Genomic DNA, 14433 nt, shown 5'->3' with positions numbered 1-14433 from the left:
TCACGTTACCGTCTGCTTTCAGCAACCACGCGCTGGGCTCCCGTCTTGCGTTGCGTAGTACAATCGCCCTCACGTGTGACGTGCGCCGTCTACGCCCCGTCACCGTCTGCTGGGAAGCCGCCCGTACGGCACGGGGCGGCAGAGACGAAAGGTCACGGAACATGGATTCTCGCACTATGCACACCCACACCTGCGGAGAGCTGCGTCGCGCCGACATCGGCCAGGAGGTCACGCTATGCGGCTGGGTCTGGCACCGCCGCGACCACGGCGGGCTCATCTTCGTCGACCTGCGCGACCGCGCGGGCGTGACGCAGGTCTCGTTTGACCCGGAACACTCCGGGGGCTCGGCGTTTCACGTCGCCGAGACGATTCGCCCCGAGTGGCCCGTGCGCGTGCGCGGAGTTGTGCGCCAGCGCCCCGAGGGCATGAGCAACCCCAAGCTCGCCACCGGCAACATCGAGGTCCTCGTCTCCCAGATCGACGTCCTCAACACCTCGCGCACCCCCCCCTTCCAGATCGAGGATCACGTGGAGACCTCCGAGGACGTGCGCCTGCGCTATCGCTACCTCGACCTTCGTCGTCCCAAGATGATGGCAAACCTGCGCCTGCGCTCAGACTTTACCTTCGCCATCCGCGAGGCGCTCCATGGTCGTGAGTTCATGGAGGTCGAGACCCCGGCCCTGTTCAAGTCCACGCCCGAGGGCGCCCGCGACTTCCTGGTGCCGAGCCGCACCCAGCCCGGTCACTTCTACGCCCTGCCGCAGTCCCCGCAGCTCCTGAAGCAGCTGCTCATGGTCGGTGGCGTGGAGCGCTACTACCAGGTCGCCAAGTGCTTCCGTGACGAGGACCTGCGCGCCGACCGCCAGCCCGAGTTCACGCAGGTGGACGTCGAGATGAGCTTCGTCGACCAGGACGACGTCATGGGCGCGCTCGAGGACGTGCTCGCAGACGCCTTCTCGCGCGTGGGCGTCACGATGGCCTGTCCGCTGCGCCGCATCTCCTACTGGGACGCGATGGACACCTACGGCACCGACAAGCCCGACACGCGCTACGCCATGGAGCTCCACGACGTGACGCAGCTCTTCTCGGCCTCCAAGTTCAAGCTCTTCTCGGGGGCGGCGGCCACGAAGGGCCAGTTCGTCAAGGCGATAAACGCCAAGGGCGCCGGTACCTGGCCGCGCGCGCAGATTGACAAGCTCGCCGACGTGGCGGCCGGCTTTGGCGCCAAGGGCCTCGCGTGGATCGCCTTTCGCGAGGACGGCTCGATTAATAGTCCAATCGTCAAGTTCTTCTCGGACGACGAGATGTGCGCGCTGCGTGCGGAGATGGGCGTCGAGCACGGCGACCTCGTGATGTTCGCCGTGGCCGACCGCCTCGCCGCCGACCAGATCCTGGGCGGCATGCGAAGCCACATGGCCAACGCGCTGGGCGTCGAGCGCGCGGGCCACGACTTCCTCTGGGTCGTCGACTTCCCGCTGTTCCACTGGGACGCAGACTCCAAGCGCTGCGCCTCCGAGCACCAGCCCTTCACCCAGCCCGACGAGGATCAGCTCGACCTGCTCGAGTCCGATCCCTTGGCGGTGGGTTCCCACACCTACGACTTCGTCATGGACGGCTATGAGGCCGGCGGCGGCGGGATGCGCATCCACGACGCCAAGCTCCAGATGCGGATTCTCAAGCTGCTCGGCTTCACTGAGAAGCGCGCCCAGGAGCAGTTCGGCTTCCTCATGGAGGCGCTCGGCTTTGGCGCGCCCCCCATGGGAGGCTTCGCGCTGGGGCTGGACCGCGTGTGCATGCTGCTCACGGGCTCGGACTCCATCCGCGAGGTCATGGCCTTCCCCAAGACGTCCTCCGGCTCCGACCTCATGAGCGACGCCCCCTCCGAGGTGAGCTCCGCCCAGCTCAAGGAGGTCTCGCTCAGGCTCCTGTAGAGTCGGGCTCCTTCGCATCAGAATAGAGCCGCGGTGGGGGCGCTACCCCTGCCCTCTGTCATTCGTTGAATGTTATCGGCAGTTTGGAGTCGGGTTTCTCGGCGGAAGCTGTCGGTAACGTTCAACGAATGGGGTGCGCCCTGTTTCCCTTGCTCGATCCGCTCGAGGCTTCGATCCTCTGGCAGCGGGTTTGTCACCTACGGCTCTTCGAATCTGATGACGCCAAGGGCGGCGTGAGCTTTGCGAGCCTGTTTGACGGGGCGCCGATTCAAGGCGTGAGGCGCGGAACCGAGATAGCTGACGTGGCGCGGTGGTGCTGCCGAGGAGGGTGGCCCTCCATCATGGGCCTCGAGGACGAGTTCGCCTTGGAGACGCCCGCCGACTACATCAGGAGCGTCAACGAGGTCAATGTTCCCAAACTGGGCAAGGACTCGGCAACCTCGCTTGCCCTCATGCGCTCGCTCGCCTTCGACACGTCCCAGGCAGTGACGTACGCGACGTTGGCAGTCGATATGGGCGAGGACGGCTCACCCGCTCGCACGCGAGGGACCGCGAGCGCCTATCTCCAGATGCTCTCAGATCTTTATCTGACCGAGGACCTGGGTGGCTGGGAGCCGCCCCTGCGTGCAAAGCGCCGCGTCCGCGTGAGGCCGAAGCGGTACCTCATCGATCCCTCGCTTCCCGCCGCCCTGATCGGCGCCTCGCCTTCGACCCTCTTGCGCGACACGCAGACGCTGGGCGGGCTCTTTGAGACACTCTGCCTGCGAGACCTGCGCGTCTACCTCTCCGTCATGCCCGGTGCCGCCAACAAGATCTGTTACTACCGTGACGAGAAGGACCTCGAGGTCGATTTTGTCATCGAGCTCTCCGATGGCCGCTGGGGAGCCCTTGAGGTGAAGCTCTCCGACCTCAAGGTCGACGACGCGGCTGCCGAGCGGCTGCTCGCATTCAAGCGCAAGGTCACCGCCAACGCACGGGCGCAGGCGCGGCAGCCGGAATTCCTCGCGTTTCTCGTGGGCAGGGGAGACTTCGCCTATCGTCGTGACGACGGAATCCTCATCATCCCGATTGCGGCCCTCGAGCCGTAAGGGATTCTCCGCAGATGTGGGCTCAGCCTGGGGGTTTCCGAGTTGGCCACGAGCCCCCAGTCCTTCTCTGCATCGAAAAACATTTATGTGCGAATCGAATCGACATAAAGTAAGAATCTTGGTGAGAAATCCCTGTTGAGGGTCAAAAGGAACCCTCTCAGAAAAGATTTATGTACGACTGGAGACCTGCATAAAAGTTTTCTAGCATGCGGTTGAGGTCGGGTTGGGTGGTAAGGTCGGGTTGGGGCCGGGTAAGGTTTGTCGAATTGGGTTTGATCGGGTCGGGCGGTCAGGTTGGGCCAGGTCGGGTTGGGCGGGGTAAAGTAGAGGTCACCTCGACGAGAAGGCCGTGCCGCCGAAAAGCCCGCACGCCGGGGACGTCAAGCGAGCCTCATCCGACGGTTGACCCTTGGATGATGACCTTGACACCCCCTGCCCGCGTCGTATGATTGTCTTATCAACAGTTGCTATGGCAAGGAGTTCCGTCGCATGTCATCAGAGGAAAGGCCCCGGGGCCGCTCGCTCGCGGACTTCCACATGAGGCTCTATCGAGCCTTCCACGCCCAGCGTGCCTACCTGCGCCCCCGCATCGCGCGGCTGGGGATGGGGCCAGGCCAGCCCAAGCTCCTCACCTACATCGCCGTGTACGGGCCGTCCACCCAGCGCGAGATAGCCGACTTCTTCGAGACCGACCCGGCCACCGTGAGCCGCATGCTCGACTCGCTCGAGCGCGCCGGCTTCGCCCAGAGCGTGCCCACCTCCGACCGGCGTACCAAGTGCCTGCGCCTCACCGATAAGGGCCTCGCCGCCGCGGCGGCATGGGACCTGTGCTGTGACGAGGAGCAGGACGTCATGCTCGAGGGCTTCTCGCCAGACGAGCGGGGGCATTTCGCACGCTACCTCGAGCGCGCCTACGCCAACCTCAGGCGCGCCACGCGAGGCGGTGAGCGTTCGTGAGCGAGCTGCCCGTCATGGGCCGGGCCCTGGGGACATATCGCAGGAGCTTTGTAACCGCCGGCCTGTGTGTCTTCTTTGAGTCGGCGCTCGAGCTCTGCATCCCGCTGCTCATGGCCTCCGTCATCGACCAGGGCATCATGGGACGCGACCTCTCCGTCGTCTGGTCGCGCGGCGCCCTCATGCTGCTCTGCGCGCTGGCCGCCCTGGCCCTGGGCACGGGTTACGCGCACTTCTCGGCGACCGCGGCCATGGGGCTCGGTGCCAACCTGCGCCATGCCGAGTTCGCCCACGTGCAGGGCTTCGCCTTCTCCAACCTGGACGGGTTCGAGGTCTCCTCGCTCGTGACGCGCATGACGGGCGACGTCACGGTGATCCAGAACGCCGTGGTCGCGGGCTTCAGGCCGCTCCTGCGCGGGCCCGTTATGCTCGTGATGGGGCTCGTGCTGGCCGTGGTCATGAGCCCCCCGCTCGCCTTGATCTTTGTCTTCGTCATGCCGGCCCTGGCGGTGGCGCTCTTCCTGATCGTGCGGCACGTGGGCCCCCTCTACCGCGTGATGCAGGGCGTGATGGACCAGCTGAACGACGTGCTCCAGGAGGACCTCGCCGCCATCCGCGCGATCAAGGCCTACGTCCGCGAGGACTACGTCGCCGAGCGCTTCGACGCCGTCAACGCGCACCTGGCCTCGACCGCCACGCGCACCTTCAGGGGTGCGGTGCTCAACACCCCCGTCTTCCAGCTGGCCATGTACACGGCCTGCGTGCTCATCTTGTGGCGCGGCGGCTCCATGATCATGGCGGGGACCCTCATGGTGGGCACCCTCACGGGCTTCATGAGCTACGTCCTGCAGATCGTGAACTCCCTCATGATGATCTCCAACGTCTTTCTGCTCACGGCGCGCGCCCTCACGAGCGTGCGGCGCGTGGGCGAGGTCCTGGCCGAGAAGCCTGCGCTCGTCTCGGCTCCCGTGGCCAAGACGGACGTGCCGGACGGCACCGTCTTGTTCGACCACGTCTCGTTCAAGTATCACCCCGATGCCAAGAAGAACGTGCTCGAGGACGTCAGCCTGCGCTTCGACGCGGGCTCGACGGTGGGGGTCCTGGGCTCCACGGGCTCGGGCAAGACCACGCTCGTGCAGCTCATAGCTCGGCTCTACGACGTGAGCGAGGGCTCGGTGAGCGTCGGCGGCGCCGACGTGCGCGCCTATGACCTCCAGGCGCTGCGCGACGCCGTGGGCATGGTGCTCCAGAAGAACGTGCTCTTCACGGGCACCGTGCGCGAGAACCTCCAGTGGGGGGACGACGACGCGAGCGACGCGGAGCTCCTCGAGGCCTGTCGCATCGCCTGCGCCGACGAGTTCCTCGAGCGCATCGGCGGGCTCGACGGGGACCTGGGCCAGGGGGGCGACAACGTCTCCGGAGGCCAGAAGCAGCGGCTGTGCATCGCCCGCGCGCTGCTCAAGCGCCCGCGCGTCCTGATCTTCGACGACTCGACGAGTGCGGTGGACATGGCGACCGACGCGCGCATCCGCGAGAACCTCGCGGGGCTCACGGACGTCACCAAGATAGTCATCGCCCAGCGCGTGAACTCGGTCATGGACGCCGACCAGATCGTGATACTCGATGACGGGAGGGTCCACGCCGTGGGAACCCACGAGGAGCTTCTCGCAGGTGATCCCATCTACCAGGAGCTCTACGAGTCACAGATCGGCTCGGGCATACACGGGGAGGTGGAGCATGGCCGCTAGGGGACAGACGGGAGCGCGCCCCAAGAACCTGCGCCGCACCCTGCGCGCTCTTCTCTCCTACATGGGTCACGCGCGCTGGCAGCTTCTGGTCGTGGCTCTTCTCGTGTGCGTGAGCGGGTCGGCCAACCTCGTGGGAACCTACATGGTCAAGCCCGTGGTCAACGCCGTGACCACGGGAGACGAGGCGGGCTTCGCGCATGTCGTGGCGCTCACGGCGACCATCTACGCCACGGGTGTGGTGGCCTCGCTCGGCTACACGCAGACGATGGTGCGCGCCGCCCAGCGCGTCGTCTTTGACATCCGTCGCGACCTCATCGCGCGCATCATGCACCTGCCGCTGTCGTTTTTTGACCACACGCGCCACGGGGACGTGATGAGCTACTTCACCAACGACGTGGACACGGTCTCGGAGGCGCTCAACAACAGCTTCGCCAATGCGGTGCAGGCGCTCATCCAGACGGTGGGCACGTTTACGCTGCTCCTTGTCCTGGACTGGCGCCTCACGCTCATCACGGCCGCCTGCGACCTCGCGATCGCGGCCTACGTGCGCTTCTCGGGGCATCGTAGTCATCGCTACTTCGACGCGCAGCAGGTCACGCTCGGCGAGCTCAACGGCTACGTCGAGGAGATGATGGCCGGCCAGAAGGTGGTCAAGGTCTTCAACCGAGAAGGGCAAGCCCTGGGAGGCTTCGACCGCCTCAACGACCGCCTGCGCTCGAGCGGGACCACGGCCCAGTCCTACGCCTCGACGATGGTCCCCGTGACCGTGGCCGTCTCGTACGTGAACTTCGCAGTGGTCACCGTCGTGGGCGCACTCATGGCCATGAGGGGCCTTGTGGACGCGGGTAGCCTCGCCTCCTATCTGGTCTTTGTTCGCCAGGCGGCCATGCCCATCAACCAGCTCACGCAGCAGGGGAACTTCATCCTGACCGCCCTTGCCGGAGCCGAGCGGATCTTTGCGGCCATGGAGCGCGAGCCCGAGGTCGACGAGGGCGCGGTCACGCTCGTGCGCGCGGCCTACGTCGAGGCGAGCCGCGCGGCCTCGGGTGCCGAGGGCTGGGCATGGCGCCACGCCGACGGCTCGCTCACGCCGCTCGCCGGGGACGTGCGCTTCCACGACGTCGACTTTGGCTACGAGAGGGGCCAGACAGTCCTCGCGGGCCTCTCCCTGTTTGCCAAGCCGGGCCAGAAGATCGCCTTCGTGGGCTCCACGGGGGCGGGCAAGACCACGATCACGAACCTCATCAACCGCTTCTACGACGTGCGCGCCGGCTCGATCACCTACGACGGCATCGACGTGCGCGACATCCGGAAGGAGAGTCTGCGCCTCTCCCTGGGCATCGTCTTGCAGGACACGCACCTGTTCGGCGGTACCATCGCCGACAACATCCGCTTCGGCAAGCTCGACGCCACCGACGAGGAGGTCGTGGCCGCCGCGCGCGTGGCCAACGCGGACAGCTTCATCAGCCGCCTGCCGCGCGGCTACGACACGCCGGTCGTCTCGGACGGCTCGAACCTCTCGCAGGGGCAGCGGCAGCTCCTGGCCATCGCCCGTGCCGCGATCGCTGATCCGCCGGTGCTGATCCTGGACGAGGCCACCTCCTCGATCGACACGCGCACCGAGGCCCTCATCGAGCGCGGCATGGACGCCCTCATGCGCGGCCGCACCACGTTCGTGATCGCGCATCGCCTCTCCACGGTGAGAAACGCGAACGCGATCATGGTGCTCGAGCAGGGAAGAATCGTCGAGCGCGGCACGCACGCCGAGCTCCTCGACCAGCGCGGCGAATACTGGCAGCTCTACACGGGCACCCGCGAGCTGGACTAGGCTACGGTCCGCCCCCGCCGCCTCTGGCCCCTCGCCCTCCGGCTCATTTCGCGCATCGTGCACGCTCAAAAGTCGCCTGAGGGCGAGGGCCAGAGGCGGCGGGGGCGGCTGGGTGGCCTGCTCGGGCTCGCGGAGTGCCGCGCGGCGAGCATGGCTCTCGGAGGTCGGTTGGTTCGGGTTCGTTAACTCTGTTTGCGCGGTGGGCGGGGTTGGCAGATAATTTATTGCTCACATAACCTCAGAGCGTGCGAGCTAAGAGGGAGGACCCAATCTATGGCCGACATGATCGAGATCCGAGGTCTCAACAAGTACTTCGGGGACCTGCACGTGCTCAAGGACATCAACCTGAGCGTACACGCGGGCGAGAAGCTCGTCATTATCGGGCCGTCAGGCTCGGGCAAGTCCACGCTCATCCGCTGCGTTGACTACCTCGAGGAGCCCACCTCCGGCGAGGTTCTCATCGACGGAACCCCGCTCACCAGGAAGAACCACCTCGAGATGGCCCGCACGTACTCGAGCATGGTGTTCCAGCAGTTCAACCTCTATCCCAACATGACGGTCCTGGGCAACCTCACGCTCGCGCCGATCAAGCTCCAGAAGAAGAGCAAGGACGAGGCGACTCAGATCGCCCTGGCCGCGCTCAAGCGCGTCGGGCTGGCCAACAAGGCCGGCGAGTACCCCCAGAACCTCTCCGGCGGCCAGCAGCAGCGCGTGGCCATCGCGCGCGCCCTGTGCACTAAACAGCCCATCATCCTGTTCGACGAGCCCACGAGCGCACTGGATCCCGAGATGGTCCAGGAGGTGCTCGACGTCATGGTCGAGCTCGCGCAGGAAAACATCACCATGATGTGCGTCACGCACGAGATGGGCTTCGCGCGCCAGGTGGCCGACCGCGTGATCTTCATGGAGGACGGCCAGATCATGGAGGAGGGGACGCCCGAGCACTTCTTCGAGCACCCCGACAACCCGCGCTGCCGCAGCTTCCTCGCGAAGATCCTGCACTAAGGGGGCACGCCATGACAAGAGGTCTTTCTCGGCGTGACTTTCTGGGCCTGTGCGGCGTGTCCCTGTCCGGCGCGCTCGTCTTGGCACCGCTCGCGGGTTGCTCCGCTGGCTCATCCTCGGGTTCCTCCACAGCCTCGGGCTCCAAGCTCGCCTCGGTGCGGTCCCGCGGTCGACTCAATGCGGGCGTGAAGAAGGACGTGCCCGGCTACGGCTACTTCGATCCCGCGTCCGGCACCTACCAGGGCATGGAGGTCGACCTATGCTACCAGGTCGCCGCCGCGATCTTTGACGTCGACTACGAGACCGCCCGCGCGAACGACCTCGTGTCGTTCACCGACGTCACGCCCAAGACGCGCGGCCCGCTCATCGACAACGACCAGCTCGACATCGTCTGCGCGACCTACACCATCACCGACGCGCGCAAGCAGTCGTGGGACTTCTCGACGCCCTACCGCACCGACTACGTGGGCCTCATGGTGAAGAAGCGCGCCCAGATGACCAAGATTTCCGAGCTCGACGGCAAGATCGTCGGGGTCTCTCAGGGGGCCACCACCCAGAGCCTCGTGGAGCAGATGCTCCAGGACAACGCCATCGACGCCACGCCGGAGTTCCTGGCGTTCTCAGGGTATCCCCTCATCAAGAGCTCGCTCGACGCGGGCAACATCGACTGCTTCGCCATGGACCGCTCCACGCTGTCGGGCTACATGAACGACACCGTCGAGCTCCTGGAGCCGGACGTCAAGTTCGGCGAGCAGAGCTATGGCATCGCGACCAAGAAGGACTCGGACCTCTCCGCCACGGTCGACCAGGCGGTGCAGGACTGCGACGCGAGCGGCTGGCTGGCGGACGAGATTGACGCTTGGGGGCTGGTGTAGATGCTGGCGGGACTTCTTGACGCGGCCAGATGGTCCGCGGCGTTCTCTGAGATGGACACCTTCTGGGCGGGCTTCGCCGTCACGCTCCAGGTGGTCGTGGCGGGCCTCGCGCTCTCGCTCGTGCTCGGCGTGCTCCTGGGCGTCCTGTCCACCACGCGCTCCAAGGTGCTGCGCGGCGTGACCCGCGTGTACGTCGAGTTCTTTCAGAATACGCCCCTGCCGGTGCAGGTGCTGTTCATGTACATGGCCGGCCCGCAGTTCCTGCAGGCCCTGACCGGTGCGGACCAGCCGGTGCGCATCGCCCCGTTCGTGCTAGGCTTTCTGGGCGTAGGCCTCTACCATGCCGCCTACATCGCCGAGGTCATCCGCACGGGCATCGAGGCTGTGCCGCGCGGGCAGATGGAGGCGGCGCGCAGCCAGGGCTTCTCGCGCGTCCAGGCGTACGCGTACGTGATCTTGCCGCAGACGTTCAAGATCATCTTGCCGCCCCTGTGCAACCAGGCGCTCAACCTGGTCAAGAACACCTCGGTCCTGGCCCTGGTGGCCGGCGGCGACCTGATGTATCGCTCCGACAACTTCGTCTCGCTCTACGGCTATCTCCAGGGTTATCTCATCTGCTGCCTTCTGTACTTCATCATCTGCTTCCCCCTGGCCCTGCTCGTGCAGCGGCTCGAGAAGCGCAGCAAGGAGCGTCCGCGCGCCAAGGTCATTCCCGGGATCACCTCCGAGCCCGCTCCCGCGTCCACGAAGGAGGCGTAGCTCATGGAGATCTTCAACGCGACCAACCTCGTCTACATCATGGGCGGCTTTCTCAAGACCATCGAGATCTCGGCTCTGGCCATCGTCTGCTCGATCATCCTGGGCACGGTGCTCGCCCTGGTGAAGAGCTACGCGCCGCGCCCGCTCTCGCTTCTGGTGAGCGCCTACATCGAGCTCTTCCGCTGCACGCCCAACCTCCTGTGGATTCTCTTCATCTACTTCACGGTGCAAGGCTCCGACATCTTGATCTCGGTGTTCGCGTTCACGCTGTTCACCTCCGCCGTCATGGCCGAGATCGTGCGCGGCGGCCTGAACTCGGTCCCGGACGGGCAGTTCGAGGCCGCGCGCAGCCAGGGGTTCGGGTTCTTCTCGTCCACGATCCACATCATCTTGCCGCAGACCTTCAGGGCCATCATCCCGGCGCTGTTCAGCCAGTGCACGACGGTCATCAAGGACAGCTCGTACCTCTCGGGCATCAACGTGGCCGAGTTCATGTACACCACCAACGTGGTCATGGCGCATGCGGTCGAGCTCAGCCAGGTGCTCGCGCTCTACGGCTTCGTGTTCCTGCTCTACTTCGCGCTGAACTTCGGAATCTCGCTTCTGGTGCGCGCCTACCAGCGTCGCATCGTGGCAGCATAAGGGGGAGTCATGGAAGTGATCGAGAAGGTCAACCCGAACGCCGTCGTGGGGCTCGCGGCCGAGCGCGCGGGCCAGCCCGTGGTCATCACCATCGCGCGCGACTTTGGCGCGGAGGGCCACGAGATCGGCAAGCTGCTCGCCGTTGAGCTGGGCATCCCTCTGTACGACAACGAGATCCTGGTGCGCAGCGCCCTGCGCGCCGGCGAGACGGTGGACCAGGTGGCCGCCTACGACGAGCGCATGGCCGCCGAGATCACGGCCTTTCTGCCCGACCGGACCGACTCGCGCACGCTCTCGGACAAGCTCTTTGGTGCCATGTCCGAGGTCATCGTCGACCTGGGGGCCACCGAAAGCTGCATCATCGAGGGCCGCCTCTCCGACTACCTGCTGCGCAGCAACCCCAACATGATCGCGGTGCTCGTGACGGCGCCGCTCGAGGACCGCATCCAGATCGTGAGCGACAAGCGCGGCCTCACCCGTCGCAAGGGCGCGCGGCTCGTGCGTGAGATGCAGAAGTCGCGCGAGCTCTTCTACAAGCGTTACAGCGCCGGCAAGTGGAAGATGACGAGCGGCAAGGACCTCGTGGTCAACCGTGCCAAGCTGGGCAAGCAGGGCTGCGTGGCCGTGATCACGGCGGCGTATCGCGCCAAGCTCGCCGAGCTCGCCGCCGGCGAGAAGAGCGCAGAGCCGAGCGCGTAGGGCGCCCAGGACGCCCAGGACGCCCAGGACGCCCAGGACGCCCAGGACGCGTGGGACGTGCGCCCCCTGCGAGCTTCTCGGTCCAAAGCATGCAACTATAGAGAATGCCCGTCCCATACGCGGCATTTTGCGATGATGAGCGCCCGGTGCGTTGCTTCGGACGCGCTTCCTCGCGGTGCATGGCGCATGGGGCGGACATCCTCGATGTCGCAGACAGCCGCTTGTGTTCACTCTGCTACACGCGCTCGACGGGAAAATCCTCGCGGGTCACGACGTGTGATTGTGTCGAAGAACCCACTGAATGTTACCGGGGATAGATAAAAAGTTTCCACGTACGGCTCTTCTCGGCGTAGTCGTGGTAGGGTTTACAAAAGTACGGCGCTTCTGCGCGAACATCCGAGAGGGGGCACGGGACATTGAGGGGCCTGGATACGCTAATCGTCTATTGCCATCCCTACGATCTAAGCTTCAACCACGCCGTGCTCACGGCCGTCCAAGCCGGGCTCGACCGTGCGAATCGCACCTATGAGGTGTGCGACCTCTACGCGGACGGCTTCAACCCCACGATGAGGGCCGCCGACCTGGCAACCTACAACGAGGGCTCCAGCGCAGACCCGCTCGTGGCGCGCTACCAGTCTCTGATCGAGCGCGCGGAGCGTCTCGTGTTCGTGTATCCCGTCTGGTGGAACGACATGCCCGCCCTGCTCAAGGGCTGGTTCGACAAGGTCATGCTCGTGGGCTTCTCTTGGAAGGCCACGGGTCAGGGACTCGTGGGCACGCTCGGCGGCCGCATCGGACACGTGGACGTCTACACGACCTCCTCCGAGTCGACGGAGCACCTCAGGGAGGCCATCTCGACGGCCTTCACGGATGGAACCCTCGCCCAGCTGGGCATCTCCGAGCGCGCCTGGTACAACTTCGGTGGCTTGGACCAGAGCAACGTCAAGGAGCGCGAGGCCTGGCTCATGCGCGTCGAGGAGCGCGAGGCTGCGCGACGCTAGGACCGGAGGGGGGTCGCATGAAGAGGGTACTGATCGACCGGACGTACTGCCTCTATAACGTGAAGCCTCCCCAATCCCCTCGAGAGCAGGGACTGGTACCTCTTTGTCACGGCGCAAACCACGGTGAGAAAGGACCTCGAGGTGGCGGTGGACAGCTTCAAGGGTTCCTGCGCGACGTGGCATAGAGCACGCTCAGGGGCGTGCTCTATGCCACGGGGATGAGCATCGAGGGTCTGGCCAACGCTGATCGTTACTTCGGCCAAGCGCGAGCGACGGGCATGAACGCCGCCCGGTGAGAGGTATTTCTCGTCTTTTTGCCCTGTGACTTTTGTGAGAGCGACACGCGAGTTTATGCGCCTGGCGAGAAGAACGTGCAGGTGAGCGAGAAGTCGTATGCGTTCTTTGTGGGCGCGCTCTCACAAAAGCCAGAATCTGCGGGGGAGAAGAGCTCGCGGGGCTCCCCAGCCGTTACTTCCGTACGGACACGTGGCTTCCCATGCGCTCCTGCAGCGCGTAGATGGACTTGTCCTGGTTGAAGAGGTAGGCCACGGAGCAGACCAGGAAGAACGCAGGCAGGTACGCGAAACCGAAGACCTCGCCGCCGATGAGGATGGGGGCGAGCAGGGTGTTCGTCGCGCTGCCAAAGACGGCCGCGTAGCCGAGCGCGGCCACGAGGCCCGCGTCCATCCCCAGAGGCCTCGCGAGCGTTGCCCCGAGGGTCGCGCCGATGGCGAACAGTGGCGTGACCTCGCCGCCTTGAAAGCCTGCGGCCAGGGTGGCTATCGTGAGCGCGAGCTTCAGGAGCCAGTCCCACGCCAGGACGCCCGAGCCTTCCTCGGCAAAGCTCGCGGCGATGAGGTTCGTTCCCAGCCCGGCGTAGCGCCCCTGCCCGAGCGCGAGCAGGCACACGGCTACGGCGGCACCCACGCTGACGATGCGGACGATGGGGTTCTCGAGGCGCGCGCCCAGGATGCGCTTGGCACCCCCAAGCAGCCAGGCAAAGCCGCCGCCCACCACGCCAAAGGCCACGCCCAGAACAAGGAGGCATGCGAGCGTGCCCGCGTCAAGCGTGAGTGGGGCGCTGAGCGCCACCTCGAACTTCGCGAGCCCCAGCGCGCCTGACGTCGTGCTCGCGGCCAGCGCCGCCACGAGGGAGGGGAGAAGAGCCCGATACTCCAGGCGTCCGGCCACGAGCACCTCGAGCGCGAAGAGCGTGGCGGCGAGCGGCGTCCCGAAGAGCCCCGCGAAGCCGGCTGCCATGCCCACCACGAGGAAGGTGTTCCCGGGATTCTTGAGGGGCAGGTGCTGCCCGACCCAGTGCGAGAGCGTCGCACCGATCTGGACCGCCACGCCCTCGCGTCCGGCGCTGCCGCCGCACAGGTGCGTGAGCCAGGTCCCGCCCATGATGAGGGGGACGAGCCTCAGGGGGATGGCGTCCTCGTGCCCGTGTCCCACGTCGAAGACGAGCCCCATGCCGCGCCCGGTGTTCTTGCCCAGGCGCAGGTAGGCCCAGGCTATGAGGGCGCCCGCGGCGGGGAGGCAGACGATGAGGGCGGGATGCGTCGCGCGCAGGTCGCCGATGGCGAGCAGCGTCCGCCCGAAGACGGCGTCGACGGCGCCCACGGCCACGCCGATGGGCACGCCCACCGCGCCGAGAAGGGCCACGCTCCCGTATGACCTTGCGACTCGCTCGACCCTCTCGCGCATGTGACGCACCTTTCTCGCTCATAAAAAATGACCTCTGCCCAGACGCCGTGCGTCTCGGACAGAAGTCATCAGCCTCATCGGCGGTTCGGGGCTCGGAGCCCCGCGGAGAACCTCATTCCGCTCGGCTCAGAATAGACGCGCCACGCGGCGCCGTCAAGGGGGGGGTGGCAGCGGCGGCGAAGTCCCCTCGACCCGG

General features: G+C 65.9%; 12 protein-coding genes and 1 riboswitch. Of the genes, 11 read left to right on the top strand and 1 reads right to left on the bottom strand.

All coding sequences use genetic code 11. The features are described from left to right. Positions 1-161: 161 nt before the first annotated feature. The 11 genes from aspS to INP52_RS07125 all read left to right on the top strand — a co-directional run bounded on the left by aspS (position 162) and on the right by INP52_RS07125 (position 12530). Positions 162-1931, top strand: a complete 1770-nt coding sequence (gene aspS, locus INP52_RS07175; RefSeq protein ID WP_194370380.1) for an aspartate--tRNA ligase — start codon at positions 162-164, stop codon at positions 1929-1931. Between the two features lie 341 nt (positions 1932-2272). Continuing rightward, positions 2273-3019 (top strand): DUF4143 domain-containing protein, encoded by a 747-nt coding sequence (locus INP52_RS07170; RefSeq protein WP_228478293.1) that lies wholly within the window; start codon positions 2273-2275, stop codon positions 3017-3019. A gap of 489 nt (positions 3020-3508) precedes the next feature. Then, positions 3509-3976 (top strand): MarR family winged helix-turn-helix transcriptional regulator, encoded by a 468-nt coding sequence (locus tag INP52_RS07165; RefSeq protein WP_228478292.1) that lies wholly within the window; start codon positions 3509-3511, stop codon positions 3974-3976. Positions 3977-3990: 14 nt separating this feature from the next. Beyond that, on the top strand, positions 3991-5721 hold the full coding sequence (locus INP52_RS07160) for an ABC transporter ATP-binding protein (protein ID WP_194372904.1): 1731 nt from the start codon (positions 3991-3993) through the stop codon (positions 5719-5721). Beyond that, complete coding sequence (locus INP52_RS07155) at positions 5711-7549, top strand: ABC transporter ATP-binding protein (RefSeq protein ID WP_194370376.1); 1839 nt, start codon at positions 5711-5713, stop codon at positions 7547-7549. Before INP52_RS07160 ends, INP52_RS07155 begins: the two co-directional genes overlap by 11 nt. 273 nt (positions 7550-7822) lie before the next feature. Continuing rightward, positions 7823-8554 carry an amino acid ABC transporter ATP-binding protein gene (locus INP52_RS07150; RefSeq protein WP_269747162.1) on the top strand — a complete coding sequence of 244 codons (732 nt, stop codon included), beginning with the start codon at positions 7823-7825 and terminating at the stop codon, positions 8552-8554. Between the two features lie 11 nt (positions 8555-8565). After that, complete coding sequence (locus INP52_RS07145) at positions 8566-9429, top strand: transporter substrate-binding domain-containing protein (protein ID WP_194370374.1); 864 nt, start codon at positions 8566-8568, stop codon at positions 9427-9429. After that, positions 9430-10188: an amino acid ABC transporter permease gene (locus INP52_RS07140; RefSeq protein ID WP_194370372.1), complete on the top strand. Its 759-nt coding sequence runs from the start codon at positions 9430-9432 to the stop codon at positions 10186-10188. 3 nt (positions 10189-10191) lie between these two features. Next, a complete protein-coding gene (locus tag INP52_RS07135; protein WP_194370370.1) occupies positions 10192-10830 on the top strand; it encodes an amino acid ABC transporter permease in 639 nt (212 codons plus the stop codon). A 9-nt stretch (positions 10831-10839) separates the two neighbouring features. Continuing rightward, positions 10840-11529, top strand: a complete 690-nt coding sequence (locus INP52_RS07130) for a cytidylate kinase-like family protein (RefSeq protein ID WP_194370368.1) — start codon at positions 10840-10842, stop codon at positions 11527-11529. 416 nt (positions 11530-11945) lie between these two features. Beyond that, positions 11946-12530, top strand: a complete 585-nt coding sequence (locus INP52_RS07125) for an NAD(P)H-dependent oxidoreductase (protein WP_194370366.1) — start codon at positions 11946-11948, stop codon at positions 12528-12530. Between the two features lie 468 nt (positions 12531-12998). On the opposite strand, the gene INP52_RS07120 is transcribed toward INP52_RS07125, so the two are convergent. After that, on the bottom strand, positions 12999-14237 hold the full coding sequence (locus INP52_RS07120; RefSeq protein WP_194370364.1) for a chloride channel protein: 1239 nt from the start codon (positions 14235-14237) through the stop codon (positions 12999-13001). 52 nt (positions 14238-14289) lie between these two features. Further along, positions 14290-14366: riboswitch (Fluoride riboswitch) on the bottom strand. Positions 14367-14433: the final 67 nt, after the last annotated feature.

This window comes from Thermophilibacter immobilis (genome assembly GCF_015277515.1).
Taxonomy (GTDB): Bacteria; Actinomycetota; Coriobacteriia; order Coriobacteriales; family Atopobiaceae; genus Thermophilibacter; species Thermophilibacter immobilis.
The sequence above is the reverse complement of the archived record's forward strand: the minus strand, read 5'-3'. Positions and strand labels throughout refer to the sequence as shown.

Excerpts from the sequence above, each read along its gene's own strand:
- INP52_RS07145 (WP_194370374.1), top strand. The coding sequence starts at position 8,566 with ATGACAAGAGGTCTTTCTCGGCGTGACTTTCTGGGCCTGTGCGGCGTG.
- INP52_RS07160 (WP_194372904.1), top strand. The coding sequence starts at position 3,991 with ATGGGCCGGGCCCTGGGGACATATCGCAGGAGCTTTGTAACCGCCGGC.
- INP52_RS07135 (WP_194370370.1), top strand. The coding sequence starts at position 10,192 with ATGGAGATCTTCAACGCGACCAACCTCGTCTACATCATGGGCGGCTTT.
- INP52_RS07150 (WP_269747162.1), top strand. The coding sequence starts at position 7,823 with ATGGCCGACATGATCGAGATCCGAGGTCTCAACAAGTACTTCGGGGAC.
- INP52_RS07170 (WP_228478293.1), top strand. The coding sequence starts at position 2,273 with ATGGGCCTCGAGGACGAGTTCGCCTTGGAGACGCCCGCCGACTACATC.
- INP52_RS07130 (WP_194370368.1), top strand. The coding sequence starts at position 10,840 with ATGGAAGTGATCGAGAAGGTCAACCCGAACGCCGTCGTGGGGCTCGCG.
- INP52_RS07155 (WP_194370376.1), top strand. The coding sequence starts at position 5,711 with ATGGCCGCTAGGGGACAGACGGGAGCGCGCCCCAAGAACCTGCGCCGC.
- INP52_RS07120 (WP_194370364.1), bottom strand. The coding sequence starts at position 14,237 with ATGCGCGAGAGGGTCGAGCGAGTCGCAAGGTCATACGGGAGCGTGGCC.
- INP52_RS07140 (WP_194370372.1), top strand. The coding sequence starts at position 9,430 with ATGCTGGCGGGACTTCTTGACGCGGCCAGATGGTCCGCGGCGTTCTCT.
- aspS (WP_194370380.1), top strand. The coding sequence starts at position 162 with ATGGATTCTCGCACTATGCACACCCACACCTGCGGAGAGCTGCGTCGC.
- INP52_RS07165 (WP_228478292.1), top strand. The coding sequence starts at position 3,509 with ATGTCATCAGAGGAAAGGCCCCGGGGCCGCTCGCTCGCGGACTTCCAC.